Origin of the sequence: Streptomyces olivochromogenes, assembly GCF_021538895.1 — a bacterium.
Classification (GTDB): Bacteria; Actinomycetota; Actinomycetes; order Streptomycetales; family Streptomycetaceae; genus Streptomyces; species Streptomyces olivochromogenes_A.
This window is the reverse complement of record NZ_JADDRL010000107.1, coordinates 1-20940: the sequence shown is the minus strand read 5'-3', so window position 1 is coordinate 20940 and position 20940 is coordinate 1. Positions and strand designations below refer to the sequence as shown.

General features: G+C 70.5%; 22 protein-coding genes. 11 read left to right on the top strand and 11 right to left on the bottom strand.

Annotated features, from left to right (window positions below; all coding sequences use genetic code 11):
- Positions 1-223: 223 nt before the first annotated feature.
- Positions 224-1261 carry a helix-turn-helix transcriptional regulator gene (locus IPZ69_RS36645; RefSeq protein ID WP_235459020.1) on the top strand — a complete coding sequence of 346 codons (1038 nt, stop codon included), beginning with the start codon at positions 224-226 and terminating at the stop codon, positions 1259-1261.
- 16 nt (positions 1262-1277) lie between these two features.
- Here IPZ69_RS36645 and IPZ69_RS36640 read toward each other — a convergent pair whose 3' ends face one another.
- A complete protein-coding gene (locus IPZ69_RS36640; protein ID WP_235459019.1) occupies positions 1278-2315 on the bottom strand; it encodes a helix-turn-helix transcriptional regulator in 1038 nt (345 codons plus the stop codon).
- Between the two features lie 312 nt (positions 2316-2627).
- Between IPZ69_RS36640 and IPZ69_RS36635 the strand changes: the two genes are divergently transcribed.
- Positions 2628-2924 (top strand): (2Fe-2S)-binding protein, encoded by a 297-nt coding sequence (locus tag IPZ69_RS36635; protein WP_235459031.1) that lies wholly within the window; start codon positions 2628-2630, stop codon positions 2922-2924.
- Positions 2925-3062: 138 nt separating this feature from the next.
- Here the strand turns inward: IPZ69_RS36635 and IPZ69_RS36630 are convergent, their stop codons facing one another.
- On the bottom strand, positions 3063-3476 hold the full coding sequence (locus IPZ69_RS36630; protein WP_235459018.1) for a pyridoxamine 5'-phosphate oxidase family protein: 414 nt from the start codon (positions 3474-3476) through the stop codon (positions 3063-3065).
- A gap of 131 nt (positions 3477-3607) precedes the next feature.
- On the opposite strand from IPZ69_RS36630, the gene clpB reads away from it, so the two are divergent.
- Together clpB and IPZ69_RS36620 are read left to right on the top strand one after the other, a co-directional pair.
- Positions 3608-6205, top strand: a complete 2598-nt coding sequence (clpB, locus tag IPZ69_RS36625) for an ATP-dependent chaperone ClpB (RefSeq protein ID WP_235459017.1) — start codon at positions 3608-3610, stop codon at positions 6203-6205.
- A 319-nt stretch (positions 6206-6524) separates the two neighbouring features.
- Positions 6525-7058 (top strand): type III secretion system chaperone family protein, encoded by a 534-nt coding sequence (locus IPZ69_RS36620; RefSeq protein WP_235459016.1) that lies wholly within the window; start codon positions 6525-6527, stop codon positions 7056-7058.
- Between the two features lie 180 nt (positions 7059-7238).
- Here IPZ69_RS36620 and IPZ69_RS36615 read toward each other — a convergent pair whose 3' ends face one another.
- From IPZ69_RS36615 to IPZ69_RS36605, 3 genes are all read right to left on the bottom strand, one after another.
- Positions 7239-8879 carry a polyamine aminopropyltransferase gene (locus IPZ69_RS36615; RefSeq protein WP_235459015.1) on the bottom strand — a complete coding sequence of 547 codons (1641 nt, stop codon included), beginning with the start codon at positions 8877-8879 and terminating at the stop codon, positions 7239-7241.
- Positions 8880-9015: 136 nt separating this feature from the next.
- Positions 9016-9540, bottom strand: coding sequence for a DUF2617 family protein (locus IPZ69_RS36610; protein WP_235459014.1), 525 nt, complete (start codon positions 9538-9540; stop codon positions 9016-9018).
- 384 nt (positions 9541-9924) lie between these two features.
- The gene (locus IPZ69_RS36605; RefSeq protein ID WP_235459013.1) at positions 9925-10191 is read right to left on the bottom strand and encodes a hypothetical protein; all 267 of its coding nucleotides are present in this window, start codon (positions 10189-10191) and stop codon (positions 9925-9927) included.
- 139 nt (positions 10192-10330) lie between these two features.
- Here IPZ69_RS36605 and IPZ69_RS36600 point away from each other — a divergent pair, with 139 nt between their 5' ends.
- The gene (locus IPZ69_RS36600) at positions 10331-11533 is read left to right on the top strand and encodes a pyridoxal phosphate-dependent aminotransferase (RefSeq protein WP_235459012.1); all 1203 of its coding nucleotides are present in this window, start codon (positions 10331-10333) and stop codon (positions 11531-11533) included.
- Positions 11534-11598: 65 nt separating this feature from the next.
- On the opposite strand, the gene IPZ69_RS36595 is transcribed toward IPZ69_RS36600, so the two are convergent.
- The 5 genes from IPZ69_RS36595 to IPZ69_RS36575 all read right to left on the bottom strand — a co-directional run bounded on the left by IPZ69_RS36595 (position 11599) and on the right by IPZ69_RS36575 (position 14825).
- A complete protein-coding gene (locus tag IPZ69_RS36595; RefSeq protein ID WP_235459011.1) occupies positions 11599-11985 on the bottom strand; it encodes a PIN-like domain-containing protein in 387 nt (128 codons plus the stop codon).
- The gene (locus IPZ69_RS36590) at positions 11975-12631 is read right to left on the bottom strand and encodes a DUF433 domain-containing protein (RefSeq protein WP_235459010.1); all 657 of its coding nucleotides are present in this window, start codon (positions 12629-12631) and stop codon (positions 11975-11977) included. The genes IPZ69_RS36595 and IPZ69_RS36590 overlap by 11 nt, the downstream gene beginning before the upstream one ends.
- Positions 12632-12716: 85 nt before the next feature.
- Positions 12717-13571 (bottom strand): hypothetical protein, encoded by an 855-nt coding sequence (locus IPZ69_RS36585; protein WP_235459009.1) that lies wholly within the window; start codon positions 13569-13571, stop codon positions 12717-12719.
- Positions 13572-13816: 245 nt separating this feature from the next.
- A complete protein-coding gene (locus IPZ69_RS36580) occupies positions 13817-13948 on the bottom strand; it encodes a DUF397 domain-containing protein (protein ID WP_235459030.1) in 132 nt (43 codons plus the stop codon).
- Positions 13911-14825, bottom strand: a complete 915-nt coding sequence (locus IPZ69_RS36575) for a helix-turn-helix domain-containing protein (RefSeq protein WP_235459029.1) — start codon at positions 14823-14825, stop codon at positions 13911-13913. The genes IPZ69_RS36580 and IPZ69_RS36575 overlap by 38 nt, the downstream gene beginning before the upstream one ends.
- 177 nt (positions 14826-15002) lie before the next feature.
- Between IPZ69_RS36575 and IPZ69_RS36570 the strand changes: the two genes are divergently transcribed.
- Complete coding sequence (locus IPZ69_RS36570; protein ID WP_235459008.1) at positions 15003-15476, top strand: ATP-binding protein; 474 nt, start codon at positions 15003-15005, stop codon at positions 15474-15476.
- A gap of 1 nt (position 15477) precedes the next feature.
- Here the strand turns inward: IPZ69_RS36570 and IPZ69_RS36565 are convergent, their stop codons facing one another.
- Positions 15478-15789, bottom strand: coding sequence for a hypothetical protein (locus IPZ69_RS36565; protein WP_235459007.1), 312 nt, complete (start codon positions 15787-15789; stop codon positions 15478-15480).
- Positions 15790-15920: 131 nt separating this feature from the next.
- Between IPZ69_RS36565 and IPZ69_RS36560 the strand changes: the two genes are divergently transcribed.
- From IPZ69_RS36560 to IPZ69_RS36540, 5 genes are all read left to right on the top strand, one after another.
- Positions 15921-16757, top strand: coding sequence for an SRPBCC domain-containing protein (locus IPZ69_RS36560; RefSeq protein ID WP_235459006.1), 837 nt, complete (start codon positions 15921-15923; stop codon positions 16755-16757).
- A 132-nt stretch (positions 16758-16889) separates the two neighbouring features.
- Positions 16890-17678, top strand: a complete 789-nt coding sequence (locus IPZ69_RS36555) for an aldose epimerase family protein (RefSeq protein WP_235459005.1) — start codon at positions 16890-16892, stop codon at positions 17676-17678.
- Positions 17679-17688: 10 nt separating this feature from the next.
- Positions 17689-18237 (top strand): orotate phosphoribosyltransferase, encoded by a 549-nt coding sequence (gene pyrE / locus IPZ69_RS36550; RefSeq protein WP_235459004.1) that lies wholly within the window; start codon positions 17689-17691, stop codon positions 18235-18237.
- A 172-nt stretch (positions 18238-18409) separates the two neighbouring features.
- Positions 18410-19441 (top strand): class II fructose-bisphosphate aldolase, encoded by a 1032-nt coding sequence (gene fbaA, locus IPZ69_RS36545; RefSeq protein WP_235459003.1) that lies wholly within the window; start codon positions 18410-18412, stop codon positions 19439-19441.
- Between the two features lie 68 nt (positions 19442-19509).
- A partial coding sequence (locus tag IPZ69_RS36540; RefSeq protein WP_235459002.1) for an MFS transporter occupies positions 19510-20940 on the top strand: 1431 nt, incomplete at its 3' end.

The window sequence follows — 20940 nt, the reverse complement described above, 5'->3', positions numbered from 1 at the left end:
GCCGGGGCGGACGGGCACCCGGGCGAACCGGGCGCAACCACGCATCTCCGGCCACCGGTTCGCCACCGTCAGCTTGTTGCAACGGGACGGCGGGAGCCCAGGAGAAACGGGGAGATACCGGTGCCATCCGGCGGTCGCGACGTGGAGAGCCGTGTTGCGGAGCCGGATTCGTCCGCGCATAGTTGCGCCACGGAAGTGGCAGCAACCGGGGGTGGAATGGGCGATGGCCGGGCGCGGGACGGAGGATCATCCACACGGGGCCGACCGACTGTGCGAGGCCGGGGATCGCGTGTACTCCCGGGCCGTACGGCGCGGCCGCGTGCCGCGCACGGATGCCGAGCCGGTGCCCTGCCTCCTGGAGCTGGCCCTGCTGCACCCGGACCCCGACGACATGGCCTGGCTGGTGCCGACCTCGCCGCAGGAGGTCATGACGCGGCTGCTGCGCGGGGTCCACGACGAGGTCAGGGAGAGCCAGCGCCGGGTGGGCTCGGCGGTGGCGGCCTTCGAGTGGTACGCGGGGCTGGGCCGGCAGCTGCAGGCCTCGGCGTCCGCGGAGGGCACGGCGATCCGCGTCCTGGACGGGCTGTCCCGGATCCAGGCCGCGATGGACGAGGCGACCGAGGCCTGCACCACCGAGGTGCTCACCGTGCAGCCCGGCGGCATCCGGCGGGAGGCCGAGCTGACCGAGGGCCTGCACCGGGCGCTGGCGCTGCGCGGGCGTGGCGTGCACATGCGCGACCTGTACACGCACGTGGCCCGGCACGGCCAGGGCCTGCTGACCTACCTGGAGCTGATGGGCGACGCGGTGGAGGCCCGGACGCTCGACGAGGTCATCGACCGGCTGATCCTGTTCGACCGCACGGTGGCCTTCATCCCGGCCAACGCCGACCGCACGATGGCCCTGGAGCTGCGCCACCCGGCGCTGGTCGAGTACCTGGTGACGGTCTTCGAGCGGCTGTGGCGGCTGGCGATCCCGCTGACGGCCTCGCTGCCGGACACCGGCATCGAGGGCATCTCGCACCGCGAGCAGTCCATCGCGGCCCTGCTGGCGGAGGGCCACCAGGACGCGGTGATCGCCGAACGCCTGGGCATCAGCGTGCGCACCTGCCGGGCCCACATCGCCCGGCTGTCGGAGACGCTGGGAGCGGCGAGCCGTGCCCAACTGGGCGTGCGGATAGCGCAGGTGGGGCTGGACGGGCCGCCCGGCGGCACCGGGATCCCCGTCGGCATTCCCGATCAGGAGTCCCCGAGCGTGCGCTGAGCCGGCCGCCCGGGGGTCACTGGGCGCCGTCCCGTCCCGGTATCGACGTGTCCTGGTTCAGGAGTCCCGACTGGGCGATGAGATAGCCGAGCTGGGCGCGGCTGCCGCTGCCCAACGCCTGGGCCAGCTTGGCGATATGGGCGCGACAGGTCCGTACGTTCATCCCGAGCCGGCGGGCGATGGCCTCGTCGACATGGCCCTCCACCAGCAGTTTCGCGATGGAGTACTGGATCTCGGTGATGCCGTCGGAGTCGACCTCGTACGGCCCGCCGGCGCCCATCGGCACCGCCCGGTCCCACAGGTACTCGAAGACCTTCATGAGGTAGCGGACCAGGCCGGGTTGGCGCAGTTCCAGGGCGATCTTCTGGTCGTCGCGGGCCGGGATGAAGGCCACGGTGCCGTCGCAGATGATCAGGCGTTCGACCAGTTCGTCGATGGTGCGGTACTCGACCTTGCCGTCGGAGAGCCGGGCCGCGATGGCCAGCTTCTCCGGGTTGTAGCGGGCCGTGTGCTGATACAGGCTGCGGACCTTGACGCCCCGTTCCATCAGCGGCCGGTCCCGTTCGAGGCCCTGCAGCAGGCTGTCCTCCGAGATACGGTCGGAGGGCTGCACGGTGACGAGTTCGGTCTGGCACTGGGCCGTGGCGAGGTTGAGCGCCGCGTTGATCCGTTCGCCGCCCTCCAGGACGGTGATGGAGTCGCTGGTCGTGTGCGCCTCGGCGCTCAGCGTCATGAACGGTTCGAAGATCTGGGAGAGTTCGACCGACATCTGCCGGCGTTCGGTGATCTCGCGCTCCAGCGGATTGAGCCGTCGGGCCAGGGCGACCGCCGGCGGCACCGGGCGCAGCCAGTCGGGGTCGTCGGGATCCGGGTGGAGCAGGGCGAATTCCATCAGACAGGGGGCGGTCTCGGCATCCGCGCGGGCGACGCGCCCGGCGCGCAGAGCTGTGGCGTAAAGACGGCTTCCCTCGTCGCACAGCTCGGTCACCGAGTGAGGATGTGATGCTTTCGCCCGATTCGCTGTCAAATCTCCACCCCCCAGGGTCCTGAACATGCAGGAACATGATGCACCGATTGTGTGGCCACCACGTGCCCGAATAAGCCATCGTCGTACCTGACGGGGGAAAAGGGGACCTTCAAGTGAGGACGAAGCCGACCATGCGCAACAGACTGCTTCGCTCGGCGCTCGGTGCCGCCTTTTCCATCCTGGTTGTCCTGGGGGTGGGGAGCGGCGTCTTCGGCGCCAAGGGTGACGCTCAGGCGTTCACAGAGTGGCCTTCCGTGGCCGCGCACACCGACGCGACGGCAAGCGGAGCCGGGAGCTGACGTGACCACTCCACCCGACGACCGTTCCTTCCGCCGCGAAATGGCCACCGCCTACCGATCGGGCTGGCACTTCATCGACCTGGTCACCGCCATCCCCCACAGCGGTGACTCGTTGATGGTGACCGTCTTCGGTGAGCCGGTCGTCGTCACGCGCGACGAGGACGAGGACGTACGGGCGTACCGGTGCCTGCGTAAGCCTCGCGGGGCACCGCAGCCCGTGCGATGTGCCATCCGGTACGGAATGATCTTTGTGAACCTGGACCAACGAGACCACCGGCTGGCAGAACCGGATGACTCGGACTTGAGTACTATTTCGGCCACCCCCCGCAGTGCCTGACGCGATTCCCCCGTCGTAAAAGATCGCTCAGGTGCTTCCCCCCGCAGCGGCGTCACCGTGACCTGAACACGGTGACGCCGCTGCAGTTTCAGGGGACATTTCCTGGTATCGGGGTGTTTTCACAGTGGCTGAAATCAGTCACCCACGCCCCAGGGCCCGCTCCAGCTCGATCTCGATGACCACGCGGGACGGATTCGGTGCCGGCGTCCGCTCGTAGCGCTCGCTGTAGCGCCGCTCCGCCTCCGCGACGCGGTCCGCCTCGGGGCGTACGTACGCCCGTCCCTCCAGCGTCGCCCAGCGGCGGCCGTCCACCTGGCACACCGCGACCCGGGCCCCGCCCGGCCCCGCGGCCAGGACGTGGGCCGCCTTCGCGCTCGCCTTGTTCGTGATCACCCGAGCCAGTCGCGCCTCGGGGTCGTATGTCACTCCGACGGGCACGACGTGCGGGCTGCCGTCGGGGCGGAGGGTCGTGAGGGTGCACAGGTGGCGTTCTCGCCAGAAGGCCAGGTATGCGGCGTCCGGTGCGCCCGGATCCACGGAATATGCGGTCATGCCCGGAAACTAGCCCCTCGGGGACTCCCGGGCGTTACCTTGAGTGGAATAGACTCAAGTTTGTGTACGTTGGTTAAGTCAGGACTGGGAGACGTGGCCGACGGGCCCACGCCGAGGAGGAGAACGCGAACGTGGACGCCGAGCTGACCAACAGGAGCCGGGACGCGATCAACACGGCCAGCAGCCGCGCCGTGACCGAGGGGCACCCGGACCTCACGCCCGCCCATCTGCTGCTGGCTCTGCTCCAGGGGCAGGACAACGAGAACATCATCGACCTGCTCGCCGCGGTGGACGCCGACCAGGCAGCCGTGCGTTCCGGCGCCGAGCGCGCGCTCGGCGCGCTGCCCAGCGTGACCGGTTCCACCGTCGCTCCCCCGCAGCCCAACCGCGAGCTGCTCGCGGTCCTCGCGGACGCCGCCGAACGGGCCAAGGAGCTCGGCGACGAGTACCTCTCCACGGAGCACCTGCTCATCGGCATCGCCGCCAAGGGCGGGGCGGCCGGCGAGGTGCTCTCCCAGCAGGGGGCCACCGCGAAGAAGCTGCTGGAGGCCTTCCAGAAGGCACGGGGCGGGCGCCGGGTGACCAACGCCGACCCCGAGGGGCAGTACAAGGCGCTGGAGAAGTTCGGCACCGACTTCACCGCCGCCGCGCGGGACGGCAAGCTCGACCCCGTCATCGGCCGCGACCAGGAGATCCGCCGGGTCGTGCAGGTGCTGTCCCGGCGCACCAAGAACAACCCCGTGCTCATCGGTGAGCCCGGCGTCGGCAAGACCGCCGTCGTGGAGGGGCTCGCCCAGCGGATCGTGAAGGGGGACGTGCCCGAGTCCCTCAAGAACAAGCGGCTGGTCGCGCTCGACCTGGGCGCGATGGTCGCGGGCGCCAAGTACCGCGGTGAGTTCGAGGAGCGCCTGAAGACCGTCCTCGCGGAGATCAAGGACTCCGAGGGCCAGATCATCACCTTCATCGACGAGCTGCACACCGTCGTGGGCGCGGGCGCCGGCGGCGACTCCGCCATGGACGCCGGCAACATGCTCAAGCCGATGCTGGCCCGCGGCGAGCTGCGCATGGTCGGCGCCACCACCCTCGACGAGTACCGCGAGCGGATCGAGAAGGACCCGGCGCTGGAGCGCCGCTTCCAGCAGGTGCTGGTCGCCGAGCCCACCGTCGAGGACTCCATCGCCATCCTGCGCGGGCTCAAGGGCCGCTACGAGGCCCACCACAAGGTGCAGATCGCGGACAGCGCGCTGGTCGCCGCGGCCACCCTGTCCGACCGCTACATCACCTCCCGTTTCCTGCCCGACAAGGCCATCGACCTGGTCGACGAGGCGGCCTCCCGGCTGCGCATGGAGATCGACTCGTCCCCGGTCGAGATCGACGAACTGCAGCGCGCCGTCGACCGGTTGAAGATGGAGGAGCTGGCCCTCGACAAGGAGACCGATCCGGCCTCCCGCGAGCGGCTGGAGAAGCTGCGCCGCGACCTCGCCGACAAGGAGGAGGAGCTGCGCGGCCTCAACGCCCGCTGGGAGAAGGAGAAGCAGTCCCTCAACCGGGTCGGTGAGCTGAAGGAGAGGCTCGACGACCTGCGCGGGCAGGCCGAACGCGCCCAGCGCGACGGTGACTTCGACTCCGCCTCCAAGCTGCTGTACGGCGAGATCCCGGCCCTGGAGAAGGAGCTGGAGGCCGCCTCGGAGGCCGAGGAGGAGGCCGCCAAGGACACCATGGTCAAGGAGGAGGTCGGCCCGGACGACATCGCCGACGTCGTCGCCTCCTGGACCGGCATCCCCGCCGGCCGCCTGCTGGAGGGCGAGACGCAGAAGCTGCTGCGCATGGAGGAGGAGCTGGGCCGCCGGCTCATCGGCCAGAGCGAGGCCGTACGGGCCGTGTCGGACGCGGTGCGGCGCAGCCGGGCCGGTATCGCCGACCCGGATCGCCCGACCGGCTCGTTCCTCTTCCTCGGCCCGACCGGCGTCGGCAAGACCGAACTCGCCAAGGCACTGGCCGACTTCCTCTTCGACGACGAGCGGGCGATGGTCCGCATCGACATGTCGGAGTACAGCGAGAAGCACAGCGTGGCCCGCCTGGTCGGCGCGCCTCCCGGTTACGTCGGCTACGAGGAGGGCGGCCAGCTCACCGAGGCCGTGCGCCGCCGCCCGTACAGCGTGGTGCTCCTCGACGAGGTGGAGAAGGCGCACCCCGAGGTCTTCGACATCCTCCTTCAGGTGCTGGACGACGGCCGCCTGACGGACGGTCAGGGCCGTACGGTCGACTTCCGCAACACCATCCTCGTCCTCACCTCCAACCTGGGCAGCCAGTTCCTGGTCGACCCGGTGCTCGGCGAGGCGGAGAAGAAGCAGCAGGTGCTGGAGGTGGTCCGCGCCTCCTTCAAGCCGGAGTTCCTCAACCGGCTCGACGACCTGGTCGTCTTCTCCGCGCTGAGCAAGGACGAACTGGGCCGGATCGCGCGGCTCCAGATCGACCGCCTCGCGCGGCGGCTCGCGGAGCGCCGCCTCAGCCTGGAGGTCACCCCTCAGGCCCTGGCCTGGCTCGCCGAGGAGGGCAACGACCCGGCGTACGGTGCCCGGCCGCTGCGCCGCCTCGTCCAGACCGCCATCGGCGACCGCCTCGCCCGGGAGATCCTCTCCGGCGAGGTCAAGGACGGCGCCACGGTCCGCGTGGACGCCTTCGGCGACGGCCTGATCGTGGGACCGGCGACCGGCAAGACGCTGTAGTCACCGACCGCGACCACGGGCCCGTCACCCCTCAAGGTGGCGGGCCCGCGTTCGTACGGCGAACACCGGTCCCATCGGCCACAGCGTTCACAGGAGCCACCGTGGTTTTCTTCGCGCGCCCGTGAAGGGATCATGGAAGCCGCATGCCCCCGACGCGGTCATCGGACCGTGTCAGACCCGCACAGGACCGGGTACTCGAAGGCACGTCCACGGCAGTGACCGGATCGTGTCAGCCGTGGGCTGACAGGCCCGGCGGGGCTTGCCACCCCCCTCCCCGGATGAGGGAGGATGGCGGAATCCGTACGAAGGGAAAATCACGGTGAGCATCGACCCGTCCTCGATTCCGAACTTCGGGGGCCAGCCCGAGCCGCAGCCCCAAGGACCGGCGGGCCCCGTCGTCCCGGATCAGGACCTCGTGAAGCAGCTCCTCGACCAGATGGAGCTCAAGTACGTCGTCGACGACGAGGGCGACCTCGCGGCGCCGTGGGAGCAGTTCCGTACGTACTTCATGTTCCGCGGGGAGGCCGAACAGGCGGTCTTCTCGGTGCGGACGTTCTACGACCGGCCCCACAAGATCGACGAGAAGCCGCAGCTGCTGGAGTCCATCGACGACTGGAACCGGCGCACCCTGTGGCCCAAGGTGTACAGCCACACCCACGACGACGGCACCGTCCGCCTCATCGGTGAGGCGCAGATGCTGATCGGCACCGGCGTCGACCTCAACCACTTCGTCTCCTCCACGGTCAGCTGGGTGCGCGCCGCGATCGAGTTCGACCGCTGGCTCGTCGAGCAGCTCGGCCTGGAGGAGGAGGTCAACGAGGCGGAGGACGAGCCCGAGGACGACGAGGAGTAGTTCCTCGGCACGCACAGCGTCTTCGCTGTCCACAGCGGCGTGTGCGCGTACGACCAGGTACGCGCCGTACCCGAACGAGAGCCCGGTCGGGGCGCGGACCACAGCGGTGGCGCGCCGGGACCGGGCTCTCGCCGTGCGCGCCCGTCCACAGCCTGTGGGAAACCCGGCGGCGGTCAGGGCCTAGTAGCGCGGATGCACCAACGTGGACGCCGGCAGGCCCTTGATGCGGGTGTGGGCCGCCGCGCGGGCGTCCGTCGTCAGCGCCCTGCGGGTGAGCGTGCTCGGGGACGGCTCGTGCGGGTCCAGGCGCAGCGGCGGGGCGGCGCGGCCCGGCCTGGCCAGGATGAACCCCCAGTCGTGCGCGGCACGGGAGGTGCGGGCCGAGCGGTCGGGGCCCGCCGCGAAGCCGCAGTCGCGACCGGGCACACGGTAGGGGGTGGTGGCCAGGCCGGCCGCGTGCAGGGTGGCGTCAACCGTCCAGAAGGCCTGGGTGCGGGACGCGACGGGGCCGGCGTGCACCACCAGGCGTCCGCCGGGGCGCAGCACGCGACGGGCGAGGCCGTAGAACTCCTGGGAGTACAGCTTCGTACTGGCGGTGATGCCGGGGTCGGGCAGGTCCGCGATCACCACGTCGTACGTCCCCCACGGCGCCCCGCGCAGCCAGCGGAAGGCGTCCGCCGTGGTGACGTGGACGCGGGGGTCGTCGTAGGCGTGCGCGTTCAGGGCCGCCAGTCCCGGATCGTGGCGGGCCAGGCGCACCAGGCCGGCGTCGAGTTCGATCACGTCGATCCGGTCGACGCCGGTGTGCCGCAGCACCTCCCGGGCCGCGAGCCCGTCGCCGCCGCCGAGGATCAGCACGCGCGCGTGGGGCCCGTACATCGCGGGGTGGACGAGCGCCTCGTGGTAGCGGCGTTCGTCGCGGCCGCCCACCCGGAGCCGGCCGTCCAGATAGAGGTCGAGCGGGCGGCCGCGGGTGCCGCCGGTGAGGACCACCTCCTGGACGTCGGTCTGCAGGGCCACGCGCACGTCCCTCCCGTACACCGCGTGCCGCGCGGCCCGCTCGAAGTCGTCGACGAGCACGGCGGCGGAGGCGAGTACGCCGAGCGCCGTGAGGTTGGCGATCAGGAGCAGCCAGCGGGCGCGCCGGGAGAGGTCGCGGCGGAACAGGCCGAGCACCAGAGCGCCGCCGGCCACGACGTTGACGGCCCCGGTGACCAGCACGCCGGTCAGCTGGCCCAGGAAGGGCAGCAGCAGGAAGGGGAAGGCCAGGCCGCCGACCAGCGCGCCGACGTAGTCCGCGGCGAACAGGTCGGCCACCGCGCCGCCCGCGTCCTGGCGCCGGATGCGCTGGATGAGCTCCATCAGCAGCGGTACCTCGGCGCCGATGAGCAGGCCGATGGCCAGCGAGAAGGCGACCAGGAGAACGCGGGGGCCGTCGGCCCACAGGCCGCCCCAGTCGCCGGTCCAGGCGAAGACCGCGTACAGCGCCATGGCGCTGCATCCGCCGATGAGCGCGAGGGCCGCCTCGACGGCGCCGAAGCCGGCGGCGGCATGCCAGCGCAGCCGCTTCGCGGCGAGGGAGCCGATGCCCATCGCGAAGACCATGACGGACAGCACGACGGACGCCTGGGTGACCGAGTCGCCGATCAAGTACGAGGCGAGGGCGACGAGTTCGAGCTCGTAGACGAGTCCGCAGGCCGCGCAGACGAAGACGCACGCGAGAACCAGGAACCGCCCCGTCCCCGGCCGCACGGGCAGCCGCGCGGGTGCGCCCCAGGGCGGCGGTGCGCCGGGCGGGGCGGGCGCCTGCGGTTCGATCACTCTGCGACGTTACGTCACACGCGGGGGACGCTTCGTCACCCACACGTGTGGAACTGGGGCAGTTGACGCGCGCGGTGTTTATGTCGTCCCAGCCGATGACGAGCCCCCGCGGCCGGCCGGTGGAGTGCCCGGCGCCCTAACCGAGTTGGGCCACCTGCACCCGTACCCCCACCTTCGTCCGCGTCGCCACCAGCTGGCCGTCCTGCGGATACGCGTGCCACGTACGCCAGTGCACCTGCCCCTCGTGCCGCTGGGCGAGCATCGCCGTGAAGGCGTGCGGGCTGCCGGGGAAGACGCCGGCGAGGCCGTGCGGGTGCTCGGAGACCAGAGCCAGCAACTCCTGGGCGCGGCCCGCGAAGGAGCCCGGCGAGAGGACCTCCACACGCGCCGCGAACTCGTACTCCCAGTCGCCGACCCGCTTGGCGACTCCCAGCGGCAGGGGCGTGCTGGATCCCGGAATGCACGCCACCGTCTCCGAGCAATTGCCCCGCTCCTCCTCAAGGAGTACCTGGTGGGACGCGCCGAGAAGTCTCAACTGCAGCTTCGCATCGGTCAGTTCGAGGTCGAGCGTGGCCAGAGCGGGGAGCGGCTCGCGCCCCAGGGCCCAGGCCAGATCGGCCGCGCGCGTATCGGTGTAGGAGGTGGTGAGGGTCGTGAGCATGGATCGGCTCCGCTAGCACGCAAAGATAGAGAAGAGGGGAGTGTGGTCCTGCGCACCTCGGCCGACACCGGGAGATGTATCTGTCACGTCGGCCCGGTCGGCCCCGCCCGGCCCAGCCGGGGAGAAGTGTCCGCAGGACGTCCGAGGGGCTGCGTTGGTGATTTAGAGGGAATCATGAACTGTGGCGCCGCCACAGCGTTTTTACCCAACTTCGTGGGGTTTCCATCCCTCAGAGGGCCCCACAGCTCAACTGTTCAACCACAGAGTGCCCCGGGCGCCCCGTACGTACGCCGATGCGCCCGTCGGATGCCTCCTCCCGACGGGCGCATCGGCGTGCGGCCCGGATGCGGTTCCCCCTGTTCCGCGGAGCTCAGCTGCCCCGTGTCAGCTGCCTCCCCCACATCCACCGCCGCCGCCACAACCCCCGCCGCAGGAGGAGTGACCGCCTCCGCAGGAGTGGCCCCCGGAGTGGTGGCCGCCCCCGTGATGCCCGGACGACGACCCGTCGCCGCTCCCGCCGGCCCACCAGCTGCCACCCGCGCCGTACGACGCGTTGCCGCGGCGGCTCGCCCGCCCGGCCCTGCCCGCCCGGGACGCGGCGATCGCGAAGAATACGACCACGATCGCCACCACGATGAAGACGGTGCCCATGACGTCACCTGCTTTCCGTTCCCCCGAAGCAGCCCCCCGTGGGTGCCTCGTCTGTTGCCTGACTGCTGTGTGACACGGGAATGCCCCGGCGGCTCGATCGCCAAAGCGGAGTTGAGGAACTCCAGAGCTTGGGCGCAGGATGACCGGCATGACCTCCAGCGCACGCCCGCTCCTCAACCGCCGCCTGGCCGAGTTCGGGACGACGATCTTCGCCGAGATGTCCGCCCTCGCCGCGCGGACCGGCGCGATCAACCTGGGCCAGGGCTTTCCCGACACGGACGGCCCCGAGGAGATCCGGGAGGCGGCCGTACGCGCCCTGCGCGAGGGCCGCGGCAACCAGTACCCGCCGGGCCCCGGCATCCCCGAACTGCGCGCCGCCGTCGCCGCCCACCAGCAGCACCGCTACGGCCTGTCCTTCGACCCCGACACCGAGGTCCTGGTCACGGCAGGCGCCACCGAGGCCATCGCGGCCGCCCTGCTCGCCCTGCTGGAACCGGGCGACGAGGTCATCGCCCTGGAGCCGTACTACGACTCCTACGCCGCCAGCATCGCGATGGCCGGGGGCACCCGCGTCCCGGTCACGCTGCGCCCGCACACCGTCGGGGGCACCGCCGCCTTCCGGCTCGACCTCGACGAACTGCGCGCGGCGGTGACCGACCGCACCCGGCTGCTGCTGATCAACACCCCGCACAACCCCACCGGTACGGTCCTCACCCGCGAGGAGCTGACCGCGATCGCCGAGCTGGCGGTGGAGCGGGACCTGCTCGTGGTGACCGACGAGGTCTACGAGCACCTGGTCTTCGACGACGCCGCGCATCTGCCGCTGGCCACGTTCCCCGGCATGCGCGAGCGCACGGTCACCATCGGCTCGGCCGGCAAGACGTTCTCGTTCACCGGCTGGAAGGTCGGCTGGGTGACAGCGGCGCCGGAGCTGGTGGGTGCCGTCCGCTCGGTGAAGCAGTTCCTGACGTACGTGGCTTCCGGGCCGTTCCAGTACGCGGTGGCCGAGGCCCTGTCCCTGCCGGACACCTACTTCGACGCCCTCCGCGCGGACATGCTCGCCAAGCGGGACCTGCTCGGCGACGGCCTGCGGTCAGCCGGGTTCGAGGTCTACCAGCCTCAGGGCACTTACTTCATCACCACCGACATCACCCCCCTCGGCGAGAAGGACGCCCACGCCTTCTGCCGCGCGCTCCCCGAACGCTGCGGCGTTGTCGCCATCCCGAACTCGGTGTTCTACGACGACCCCGATGCGGGTCGCAGCCAGGTCCGCTTCGCTTTCTGCAAGCGGGACGACGTTCTCACCGAGGCCACCGGCCGCCTGCGACGCCTGACGTCCTGAATCCGGGCCCCTTCGTCCCGAATCGGGTTCGGGGTTCGGTCTCCCGCGCCGCGGTGCGCGCAGCGTCAGGGCCAAGTGCGCTCAATACGGTCGCGTCGCACGGCGTACGCTGCCGGACCGCCTTTCTCGACGGCCCGGTGGATCACGTCACGGCACACGACGAGCCGTTCGACCATCTCTGCGCTGCGAAGCTGCTGGTTGTCCAGGTAGAACAGCACCGCCTCGCGCTCCAGGACAGGTCGGATCTCCAGGTCCCGGGTCTTGATCCGCCCGTCCTTCGAGAGCGGGACCCAGGAGCGGTCGAGACCGTGCGTGATCCACTCCTCGTCCGGGATGTCTTGCCCGTCGTCCGGGAAGACATCGCCGATGCGGTGAACCGTCCACCCGCAAGCCCTCAGCCCCTCCGCCACACGACGCCCGAGATTCCGGTCGAGGAAGAACTCAGGCGGCAAGGTGCACCACTGCCCGGCAGAGCGCGTCCACCTGCTCAGGCGTCATGTCGTAGTCGTACGCGATGTCCTCGACGGTCTCCCCGGCCTCCCACAGGTCGGTGATGGCCTTGACCGTGACGCGGTTGGCGGCCACCACAGGGAGACCGTGGCCGAACCTCGGGTCGATCACGACGGGGACAGAGTCCGGGTACTGCCTCAACCGCAGGCTGGAGGGGAAGTCGTCGCCCGGCTCCCACGTGAGGTAGCGGAGATAGTCGGAGACCACTTCGTGGATGGGGACCTGGCCGTCGCGGGCCCTGCGGAGGTCACCCCAACCGTGCTCGATGAAAATGTCCACGCCGTCGGTGGCGATCCGCTTGGACACGAGGCCGTAGGGGGTGTCGAAGGCGTCCCGTACAGCGGCGGCCGCCTCCCTGATCTCGCTCATGCGGAGTCCCAGGGAACGCAGAGAACGCAGGACGTGTGCCTCGGCCACCGCGATGAACGGTACCGAAGGCTGCCCCTTCCGCACCGGCTCGACCTGGTGGACCAGTGGTGCTCCGGCGGCCTTGCCCTTCAGCCACGAGGTGAGAGTCGACTGCGGAATCTCAAGGTAGGAGGCCGTTTCCGTGGGCGTCAGAAGCCCGTCCTTGAACCTGTCGACCATGCCCCACCTCCTCCCGGCGCCGCATTTCGCATCGTGCCACATCAAGCCTCCCACCTGCGGGTGGACCGCATACCCAATCACCGGCTCAGGCAACGTCGGAGAGGCGCTGCTCGCGCCGCCGGCAGTCACGGCAGCGGCCCGTTTCGGCCGAGCGGAATGCCCGGTCGCAGCCGTCGCAGTTCCGCATGGGCACGACGGCCGGACGTAACGCAGGCGCAGCGCTTCTGACCGGTGCGGGCAGAGGAGTCTCCTTGAGCCGGTGGGCGAGGATGCCGACCGGCCGGGTCGCGAGGTGGTCCGGGAGTCCTGCGGTGAGGTAGTCCGTGATCTGTGTGGGCAGAAGGCCCGCCGCCAGCCAGCGGGTGACGGCCGGGGCGAGGCGGGCGGCCTCCTGCTCGGAGAGGACAAGGCGGGGGTCGACCCGGCGCAGGGCGGCGAGTACGGCGACCGCTTGAGGGTCGGCATCAGCGAGCGGGACCGACGTCTCCGTCGTTTCATGCACGGCCGCCGCAGTGGCGGGCTTCTTGCCGGGCCGACGCGGCTTGGGCGGCTCGGGAGGCCCGTCCGGATCCGGATCGGGATCGCGATCGCCGCCAGGTACGTCGTAGAAGTACGTCCGGGTACGGACCTGCCCGGTGGGCGTCCGCTCGCGTCGGCGCTCCAGGTATCCGGCCGCTTCGAGCTCCCTGAGCGCTCGCGAAATCAGGATCTCGCCCTCGCTGAAGTGCTCGCACAGTGCGGTGATGGTCACGGAGGAGCCGTCGGGTAGGGAGGAGATGTACGCCGCTACGCCGATTGTGACCGCGCTGCCGCGCCGCTGGGCGAGGGCGTTGGAGATCACCGTGAAGTCGGCTGTCAGCCGGGTGCGGACGTGGATCACGCCGGATGTAGGAGCTCCGGCGTCGGCGCGCAGGCGCGCGTTAGACTGCGGGTCAGCCATCGGGAAGCGGGTCTTCCTGATCGGTCAGGCCCTCGTTCGGGACGGCAATCCCGGCCGGGGGCCGTATCTGTTTGCGGTTGTCGCGGCGAACGTAACCGTCCGCATCCCGCGCCTGCAAGCCGGTCACTCGGACGGGTGACGAGGGCTTTCCGGCCGGGGAGGGTGGGTGGGCGGGAGTTCTTTCTCCCGGTTCTTTGAGGAGGCCAGCGGCCTGCCGGACCCTCGTGGACAAGGGCCCGGTCGCCTCAGGGACGGCGGTGCCCGGCCTTCAACTCGCCTATGAACGCGGTCCAGGAGGGAGCTTCGAAGCACAGCGCCGGACCGTGCGGGACCTTGCTGTCACGGACGGGGACGACGGCCTGGAACTCGTCGGCCACCTCCACGCAGTTGCCGCCCTCCTGATTGCTGTAGCTGCTCTTGCGCCACGCGGCGCCGTTCAGATCGGGACGGGACCTTCGCTCCACGGTGGTTGTCCTCCATCACGGATCGGATCATGTCGAGTGACATGAGCGGGGGCAGAGCCGCCGCCCGCAGCCGATCGTAGGTCAGAGCGAAACTCCTCACCTCGTCCGAATCCTCGATGAGTTGACCGTAGTGCGCGCCTTCCGTGTACGCGATCTCCGAGCGGTCCGGCATGGTGAGCACCGTGAGCGATCCGCCCATGACATCGTGCTCGCCCTGGTCGAACGGCAGTACCTGCACAGTGATGTGAGGTTCCGCTGTGGTGCCCAGCAGCCGCGCCAACTGCTCACTCATCACGGCCTGTCCGCCGACCGGACGCCTGAGCACCGCCTCGTCGAGGACCACCCACAGCTCGGGACGATCGGGCCTGTGGAGGCGCTCCTGTCGTTCCATGCGAAGAGCGACCCGCTCCTCCAACTGCTCTTTGCTGCCGAGCGTTCGACCGACTCTCAGCAACGCCCGTGCGTAGTCCTCCGTCTGTAACAGGCCAGGCACCACATGAGCCGCGTACTCGCGAATGACCACCGCCCGCTCCGAGTACTCCATGAACCTCCGCGACCAGTCCGGAAACGCCTCCCGGTACACGTACGGCCACAGCTCCACCAGCAAGTTGTCCGCCCCCAGCGCCGCGTCCAGCGCACGCGCCAGTTCCAGCGTCGGCTTCGCTCCGGACGCCCGCTCGATCTGTGTGATCCGCGTGCTCACCACATGCACCCTGTCACCGAGTTCGGCCTGGGTCAGTCCGGCCGCCGTACGGAGCCTGCGCACCCGCGTGCCGAACAGCGCCGCCATCGACGCGTTGGGGTCAATTCCGTTGGCCAAAGCGTCACTTCCGTTCCTTACCGACTGAAAAGTAAGGCTGCGTCATCTGTCGAGCGTAGGGCGATCAGACGACTCTTGAGCACGGAACGTGACGACTCGCGTACGCCGTGGGTTGTCTCAAGCTCGACAGACAAGGACCGACGAGCCGTGCTGACAGGAACGTCCACCGAAGAGAACGAGCCGCGCGAGTTCCCCTCCCTCACAGCGCAGTTCGTCTCTTCACCCCGAGGTGCACAGCTCGCCCGACGCCTCGCCGTCCGGTGCATGGAGGAGTGGGGTCACCCGCCGCTGTCGGACGTGTCATGCACGGTCGCCCTCGTCGTCGGCGAACTCGCCGCGAACGCCGTACAGCACGGCCGGGTTCCCGGACGCGACTTCGGTCTCCGGCTCGCCCTCGACGCGGTCGCGGGTCTGGTGCGTATCGAGATCGCGGATGCCGCCTCCGCGAAGCGGCCGCCCACGGCCCCGCCCTCGTCGTACCCCGACGGTGAGTCCGGTCGAGGACTGCTCCTGGTGGATGTCCTGGCCGTGCGCTGGGGGTCGGCGCCCCGTCAACCCGTGGGCAAGACGGTGTGGGCGGAGGTGTCCATTGAGGCTGTGGAGCGCCTGCGCCGCCTGTGAACTAGGCCGTGGCCTGGAGCTTCCTGACCAGGTCCACCGCCGCGATCAGACTCAGTCCGGGCAGGGCCTCGCGCAGGGTCTTGATCGCGAGGATCTCCTTCTCGCGGGCGTCCACCCCCGCCTCGGCGAGCACCTGCCGGGCCCACCGCTCACGCGGATCGGTGCCCGCGCCGATCCCGTCCACTATCTCCAGCGCCCGCCGGAGCCCGGGCTCCGTCTCCCGGTCGGCCTCCCGCAACGCCTCGCTCAGCGCGGTGCGCGCCTCGTCGAGGTCGTTGAGTACGAGGAGGTGGGTTTCCTTCTTGGTGAACATGCTGGTCCCCGTTTCCTTGGCTGCCACGGGTCGTCGGCGGACGGTCGTTGGTCGATTCCGGTCCCGTGGCGGATGACTCGCGGTCTCCGAGGAGGATACGCATCGGCCACTCCTGGGTAGGCTCAGCCGACATGGAGCACGAGGTCTTCGTTCCGGTTCCGGCCGAGCGGCTGAGGGAGGCGCTCGCCGATCCCGCGCGGGTCGCCCGGGCGGTTCCCGGGCTCCAGCAGGACGCCGGCGCCGAGCCGGTCGCCGGGCGGCTGAAAGTACGCGTCGGCAGCCACTCCGTCACCTACCGCGGGTCGCTGCGCGTGTCGGCCCGGCCGGACGGCACGTACGCCATCGAGGCCGACGCCACCGAGGCCCGGGGCACGGGTTCGGCCGCACTCGCCCTCAGCCTTCGCCTCGACGACACGGACGACGGCTCCACGGCCACCATCACCGGCACGGCCACAGCGACCGGCCGCGTGGCGGACCTCCCCCCAGAGGCGGTGACCTCAGCGGCAACCCGCCTGCTGAACCGTTTCGTGGAGGGGTTGGCGATGCCGGCGGAGGAGGCGGAGGAATCGGCGACTCCCGAGCAACTGGAAGAGGGGCCGGAAGCCGAGGCCGAGCCTGAAACCGAGGTCGAGGCCGAGGCCGAGGGAGAAGCCGACGCGCGGGCCTCCGTCTCCGATGCCGAGATTCCGCCGCCCTCTCTCGATCGTTCCACCGATGATGACGATGACGAGGGTGACGTGTTCGGGGATTCGGGGGAGCCGCCGGTCGAGGCGGCACACGCGCGGCGGACGATGATCGGACGCAGCGCGGAAGAGGTGGACCACGCACCGCCGCGCGGCCGCTACGCCCCGGTACCGGCCCCGCAGACCGTCGCCGCCACCAGCACCCTCCGCTGGGCCGCCCCCGCCGCCGCCCTCGTACTGGCCTCGGCGATCGTGCTGGGCCGAGCACTCCGCCGCCGCCGCTGAGCATCCACACGCCCGCATGACCGCACATTGACGTGCTCGCGTGTCCGCCGGCTGTGCAGAAACGCCTCCACACACCCCCAGCCACACCCCGGACCGGAAACGCCCCCTTGATCGCCCCAGTAGGGTCGTCTCGTGAGTAACGAAGACATCACGTTGACCGCGGGTGACGCGGAGGCGCGGGTGGAGCCCAGGAACGGTGGTCGGGTCGGGGGGCTGCGGGTCGCCGGCGTCGAGCTGCTGCGGCAGGGCGACCGCTTCGGCTGCTTCCCGATGGTGCCCTGGTGCGGCCGGACCAGGGACGGCCGCTTCCTGGACGGCGCCACCGTCCGCCAGATGCCGCTCAACGCCCCGCCGCACGCCATCCACGGAACCGCCCGCGACGGCGCCTGGCGCACCGCCCGCACCTTGGCCGACGAGGCGGTCATCACGTATGACCTGGTCGAGCCCTGGCCCCACCCGGGCCGCGTCACCCAGGTGGTCGCCCTCACCGAGGACAGCCTGCGGCTGACCATGTCCGTGGAGACGTACGGCTCCTCCTTCCCCGCCCAGATCGGCTGGCACCCCTGGTTCCACCGGAACCTGGGTTCAGAGGACGTCCAGGTCGGCTTCACCCCGGCCTGGCAGGAGGAGCGCGGCGAGGACCACCTCCCCACCGGCAACCGCATCGACCCGAAGCCCGGCCCCTGGGACGACTGCTTCGGCATGCCCGGCGGCGTCGACGTCACGCTCACCTGGCCGGGCCAGTTGGAGCTGAAGGTGAGCAGCCGTGAGGAGTGGGTCGTGGTCTACGACGAGCAGGAGGAGGCCGTGTGCGTCGAGCCGCAGACCGGCCCGCCCAACGGCCTGAACACCATGCCGCGCCTGGTCACGCCCCTGGAGCCGCTGGAAGCCACGACCACTTGGACCTGGCGTCGCCTCTAAGCTGGTCGGCATGACGGACGTACGCGGCGCGCTGCTGCAGCAGATCAAGGACAAGGCCGTGGTGCACGGCAAGGTGACCCTGTCGTCGGGCAAGGAAGCCGACTACTACATCGACCTGCGCCGGATCACGCTCGACGGCGAGGCCGCGCCGCTGGTCGGTCAGGTCATGCTCGACCTGACCGCCGAGCTGGACTTCGAGGCCGTCGGCGGGCTGACCCTGGGCGCCGACCCCGTCGCGACCGCGATGCTGCACGCATCCGCCGCGCGCGGCAAGGTGCTCGATGCCTTCGTCGTCCGAAAGGCGGGCAAGGCGCATGGCCTGCAGCGCCGTATCGAGGGCGCCGAGGTCAAGGGCCGCCGGGTGCTGGCCGTGGAGGACACCTCCACCACCGGTGGCTCGGTGCTGACCGCGGTCGAGGCGCTGCGTGAGGCCGGCGCGGAGGTCGTCGCGGTGGCGACGATCGTGGACCGGGCGACCGGCGCGGCCGAGGCGATCGCCGAACAGGCTGGTGTGCCCTACGTGTTCGCCTTTTCGAAGGACGACCTGGGTCTCGACTGACGCACGGGGTTGACCTACGGCCTTGACCGGCGCGTGACCGCTCCTTGACCAGGGGCATTGAGCATCGGCTCAGGTCTGGAAAGATGGGGGCGACGATGACGTCAGCCCCAAGGTCTAGGTCAGGGCCGTAGTACGCAGATCGCACCCCCGCGCACACTCAAGGAGCGGACAGATGCCCATCGCAACCCCCGAGGTCTACAACGAGATGCTCGACCGGGCGAAGGCAGGCAAGTTCGCCTACCCGGCCATCAACGTGACCTCCTCCCAGACCCTGCACGCGGCCCTGCGCGGTTTCGCGGAGGCGGAGAGCGACGGCATCATCCAGATCTCGACGGGTGGCGCCGAGTTCCTGGGCGGTCAGCACAAGAAGGACATGGTCATCGGCGCGGTCGCGCTGGCCGAGTTCGCGCACATCGTCGCCGAGAAGTACGACGTCACCGTCGCCCTGCACACGGACCACTGCCCGAAGGACAAGCTCGACGGGTACGTACGTCCGCTGCTCGCGATCTCCGAGGAGCGCGTGAAGGCCGGCCGCAACCCGCTCTTCCAGTCGCACATGTGGGACGGCTCCGCCGAGACCCTCGCCGACAACCTCTCCATCGCGCAGGAGCTGCTGGAGAAGGCCCGCGCCGCGAAGATCATCCTTGAGGTGGAGATCACCCCGACCGGTGGCGAGGAGGACGGCGTCTCCCACGAGATCAACGACTCCCTGTACACGACGGTCGACGACGCCATCCGCACGGTGGAGGCGCTCGGCCTCGGCGAGAAGGGCCGCTACCTGCTGGCCGCGTCCTTCGGCAACGTCCACGGCGTGTACAAGCCGGGCAACGTCGTGCTCCGCCCCGAGCTGCTGAAGGAGCTCAACGAGGGCGTGGCCGCCAAGTACGGCAAGGCTGCTTCTCCTGGCCCCTTCGACTTCGTCTTCCACGGCGGCTCCGGCTCCACGGAGGAGGAGATCGCGACCGCGCTGGAGAACGGCGTCGTGAAGATGAACATCGACACCGACACCCAGTACGCCTTCACCCGTCCGGTCGCCGACCACATGTTCAAGAACTACGACGGCGTCCTGAAGGTCGACGGCGAGGTCGGCTCCAAGAAGACCTACGACCCGCGCACCTGGGGCAAGCTCGCCGAGGCGTCCATGGCCGCGCGCGTCCTGGAGGCCTGCGGCAACCTGCGTTCGACGGGCACCAAGATCAAGTAACCGTCCGCCCACGGCGGTTTCCAGCGAGCCCGGCGCATCAGCGCCGGGCTCGCTGTATACCTGGGGACATGCCCGACGTCCGGCTGGCCTCGTCCCAGGGCAAGTGGATCCTGCTCACCACGGTGCTCGGTTCCAGCATGGCCATGCTGGACTCGACCGTCGTCAACGTCGCGCTCCCGCGGATCGGCGAGGACCTGAACGCGAGCCTCGGCGCCCTCCAGTGGACCGTCAACGCGTACATGGTGACGCTGGCCGGGCTGATCCTGCTCGGCGGATCGCTCGGCGACCAGTACGGCCGGCGCAAGATCTTCGTGCTGGGCGTCGTCTGGTTCGCCACCGCCTCCCTGCTGTGCGGCCTCGCCCCGACCAGCGGGATCCTGATCGCGGCCCGCGCCCTGCAGGGCATCGGCGGCGCCCTGCTGACCCCCGGCTCCCTCGCCCTGATCCAGGCGTCCTTCCACCCCGACGACCGGGCGAAGGCCGTCGGCCTGTGGTCCGGTTTCGGCGGGGTCGGCGCGGCCGTCGGCCCGTTCCTGGGCGGCTGGCTGGTGGACGGTCCCGGCTGGCGCTGGGTGTTCCTGCTGAACGTCCCGCTGGCCCTGCTGTGCGTGCCCGTCGCGCTACGGCACGTCCCCGAGTCCGCCGACGGCCGCGCCCACGGCCGCTTCGACGTCCTCGGCGCCGTGCTGGGCGCCCTGTCCCTCGCCCTGGTGACCTACGCGCTGATCGAGGCCAGCAGTGGCAGGCCGGCCATCGCGCTGACGGCGGTGGCGGGGGTCCTCGCCGGAGTGGGTTTCGTGTACGTCGAGAAGCACCGGGCCGACCCGATGCTGCCGCTCGACATCTTCTCCTCGCGCCAGTTCACGGCGGTCAACCTGGTCACCCTGTGCGTGTACGCGGCCTTCGGCGGCTTCTTCTTCCTCACCGCGCTCCAGCTCCAGGTGGTGGTCGGCTACTCGGCCCTCCAGGCGGGTACGGCCCTGCTGCCCACCACCGCCCTGATGCTCCTCTTCTCGTCCCGCTCCGGCGCCCTGGCCGACCGCATCGGCCCGCGCATCCCGCTCACGGTGGGCCCGCTGCTGTGCGCGGTGGCGATGCTGCTGATGCTCCGGGTGGGCGAGGGCGCGAACTACGTGTCGGACATCCTGCCCGCCCTGCTGGTCATGGGCGCGGGCATGGTCACCCTGGTCGCCCCGCTGACCGCCACCGTCCTGGCCTCCGTGGACACCTCGCGGGCCGGCCTGGCCAGCGGCATCAACAACGCGGCCGCCCGGGCGGCGGGGCTCATCGCGGTGGCCGGGCTGCCGCTGGTGTCCGGGATGGGCCCGGAGGCGTACCGGTCGGCGGCGGCCTTCGAGGCGTCGTTCCGGCGGGCGATGCCGATCTGCGCGGGGGTGCTGGTCGTCGGGGCGGTGGTGGCCTTCACGACGGTACGGCGCCCGACCCCCGACTGCCGACGCCCGGAATGCCGCACACACGGCTGCGTGACGGCTCCGCCG

Bases quoted from the DNA above. Each gene is read 5' to 3' on its own strand.
- IPZ69_RS36645 (WP_235459020.1), top strand. From the start codon at position 224: ATGGCCGGGCGCGGGACGGAGGATCATCCACACGGGGCCGACCGACTG.
- IPZ69_RS36640 (WP_235459019.1), bottom strand. From the start codon at position 2,315: ATGTTCAGGACCCTGGGGGGTGGAGATTTGACAGCGAATCGGGCGAAA.
- IPZ69_RS36635 (WP_235459031.1), top strand. From the start codon at position 2,628: ATGGCCACCGCCTACCGATCGGGCTGGCACTTCATCGACCTGGTCACC.
- IPZ69_RS36630 (WP_235459018.1), bottom strand. From the start codon at position 3,476: ATGACCGCATATTCCGTGGATCCGGGCGCACCGGACGCCGCATACCTG.
- IPZ69_RS36610 (WP_235459014.1), bottom strand. From the start codon at position 9,540: ATGCTCACGACCCTCACCACCTCCTACACCGATACGCGCGCGGCCGAT.
- IPZ69_RS36605 (WP_235459013.1), bottom strand. From the start codon at position 10,191: ATGGGCACCGTCTTCATCGTGGTGGCGATCGTGGTCGTATTCTTCGCG.
- IPZ69_RS36600 (WP_235459012.1), top strand. From the start codon at position 10,331: ATGACCGGCATGACCTCCAGCGCACGCCCGCTCCTCAACCGCCGCCTG.
- IPZ69_RS36590 (WP_235459010.1), bottom strand. From the start codon at position 12,631: ATGGTCGACAGGTTCAAGGACGGGCTTCTGACGCCCACGGAAACGGCC.
- IPZ69_RS36585 (WP_235459009.1), bottom strand. From the start codon at position 13,571: ATGGCTGACCCGCAGTCTAACGCGCGCCTGCGCGCCGACGCCGGAGCT.
- IPZ69_RS36575 (WP_235459029.1), bottom strand. From the start codon at position 14,825: ATGGCGGCGCTGTTCGGCACGCGGGTGCGCAGGCTCCGTACGGCGGCC.
- IPZ69_RS36565 (WP_235459007.1), bottom strand. From the start codon at position 15,789: ATGTTCACCAAGAAGGAAACCCACCTCCTCGTACTCAACGACCTCGAC.
- IPZ69_RS36560 (WP_235459006.1), top strand. From the start codon at position 15,921: ATGGAGCACGAGGTCTTCGTTCCGGTTCCGGCCGAGCGGCTGAGGGAG.
- pyrE (WP_235459004.1), top strand. From the start codon at position 17,689: ATGACGGACGTACGCGGCGCGCTGCTGCAGCAGATCAAGGACAAGGCC.
- fbaA (WP_235459003.1), top strand. From the start codon at position 18,410: ATGCCCATCGCAACCCCCGAGGTCTACAACGAGATGCTCGACCGGGCG.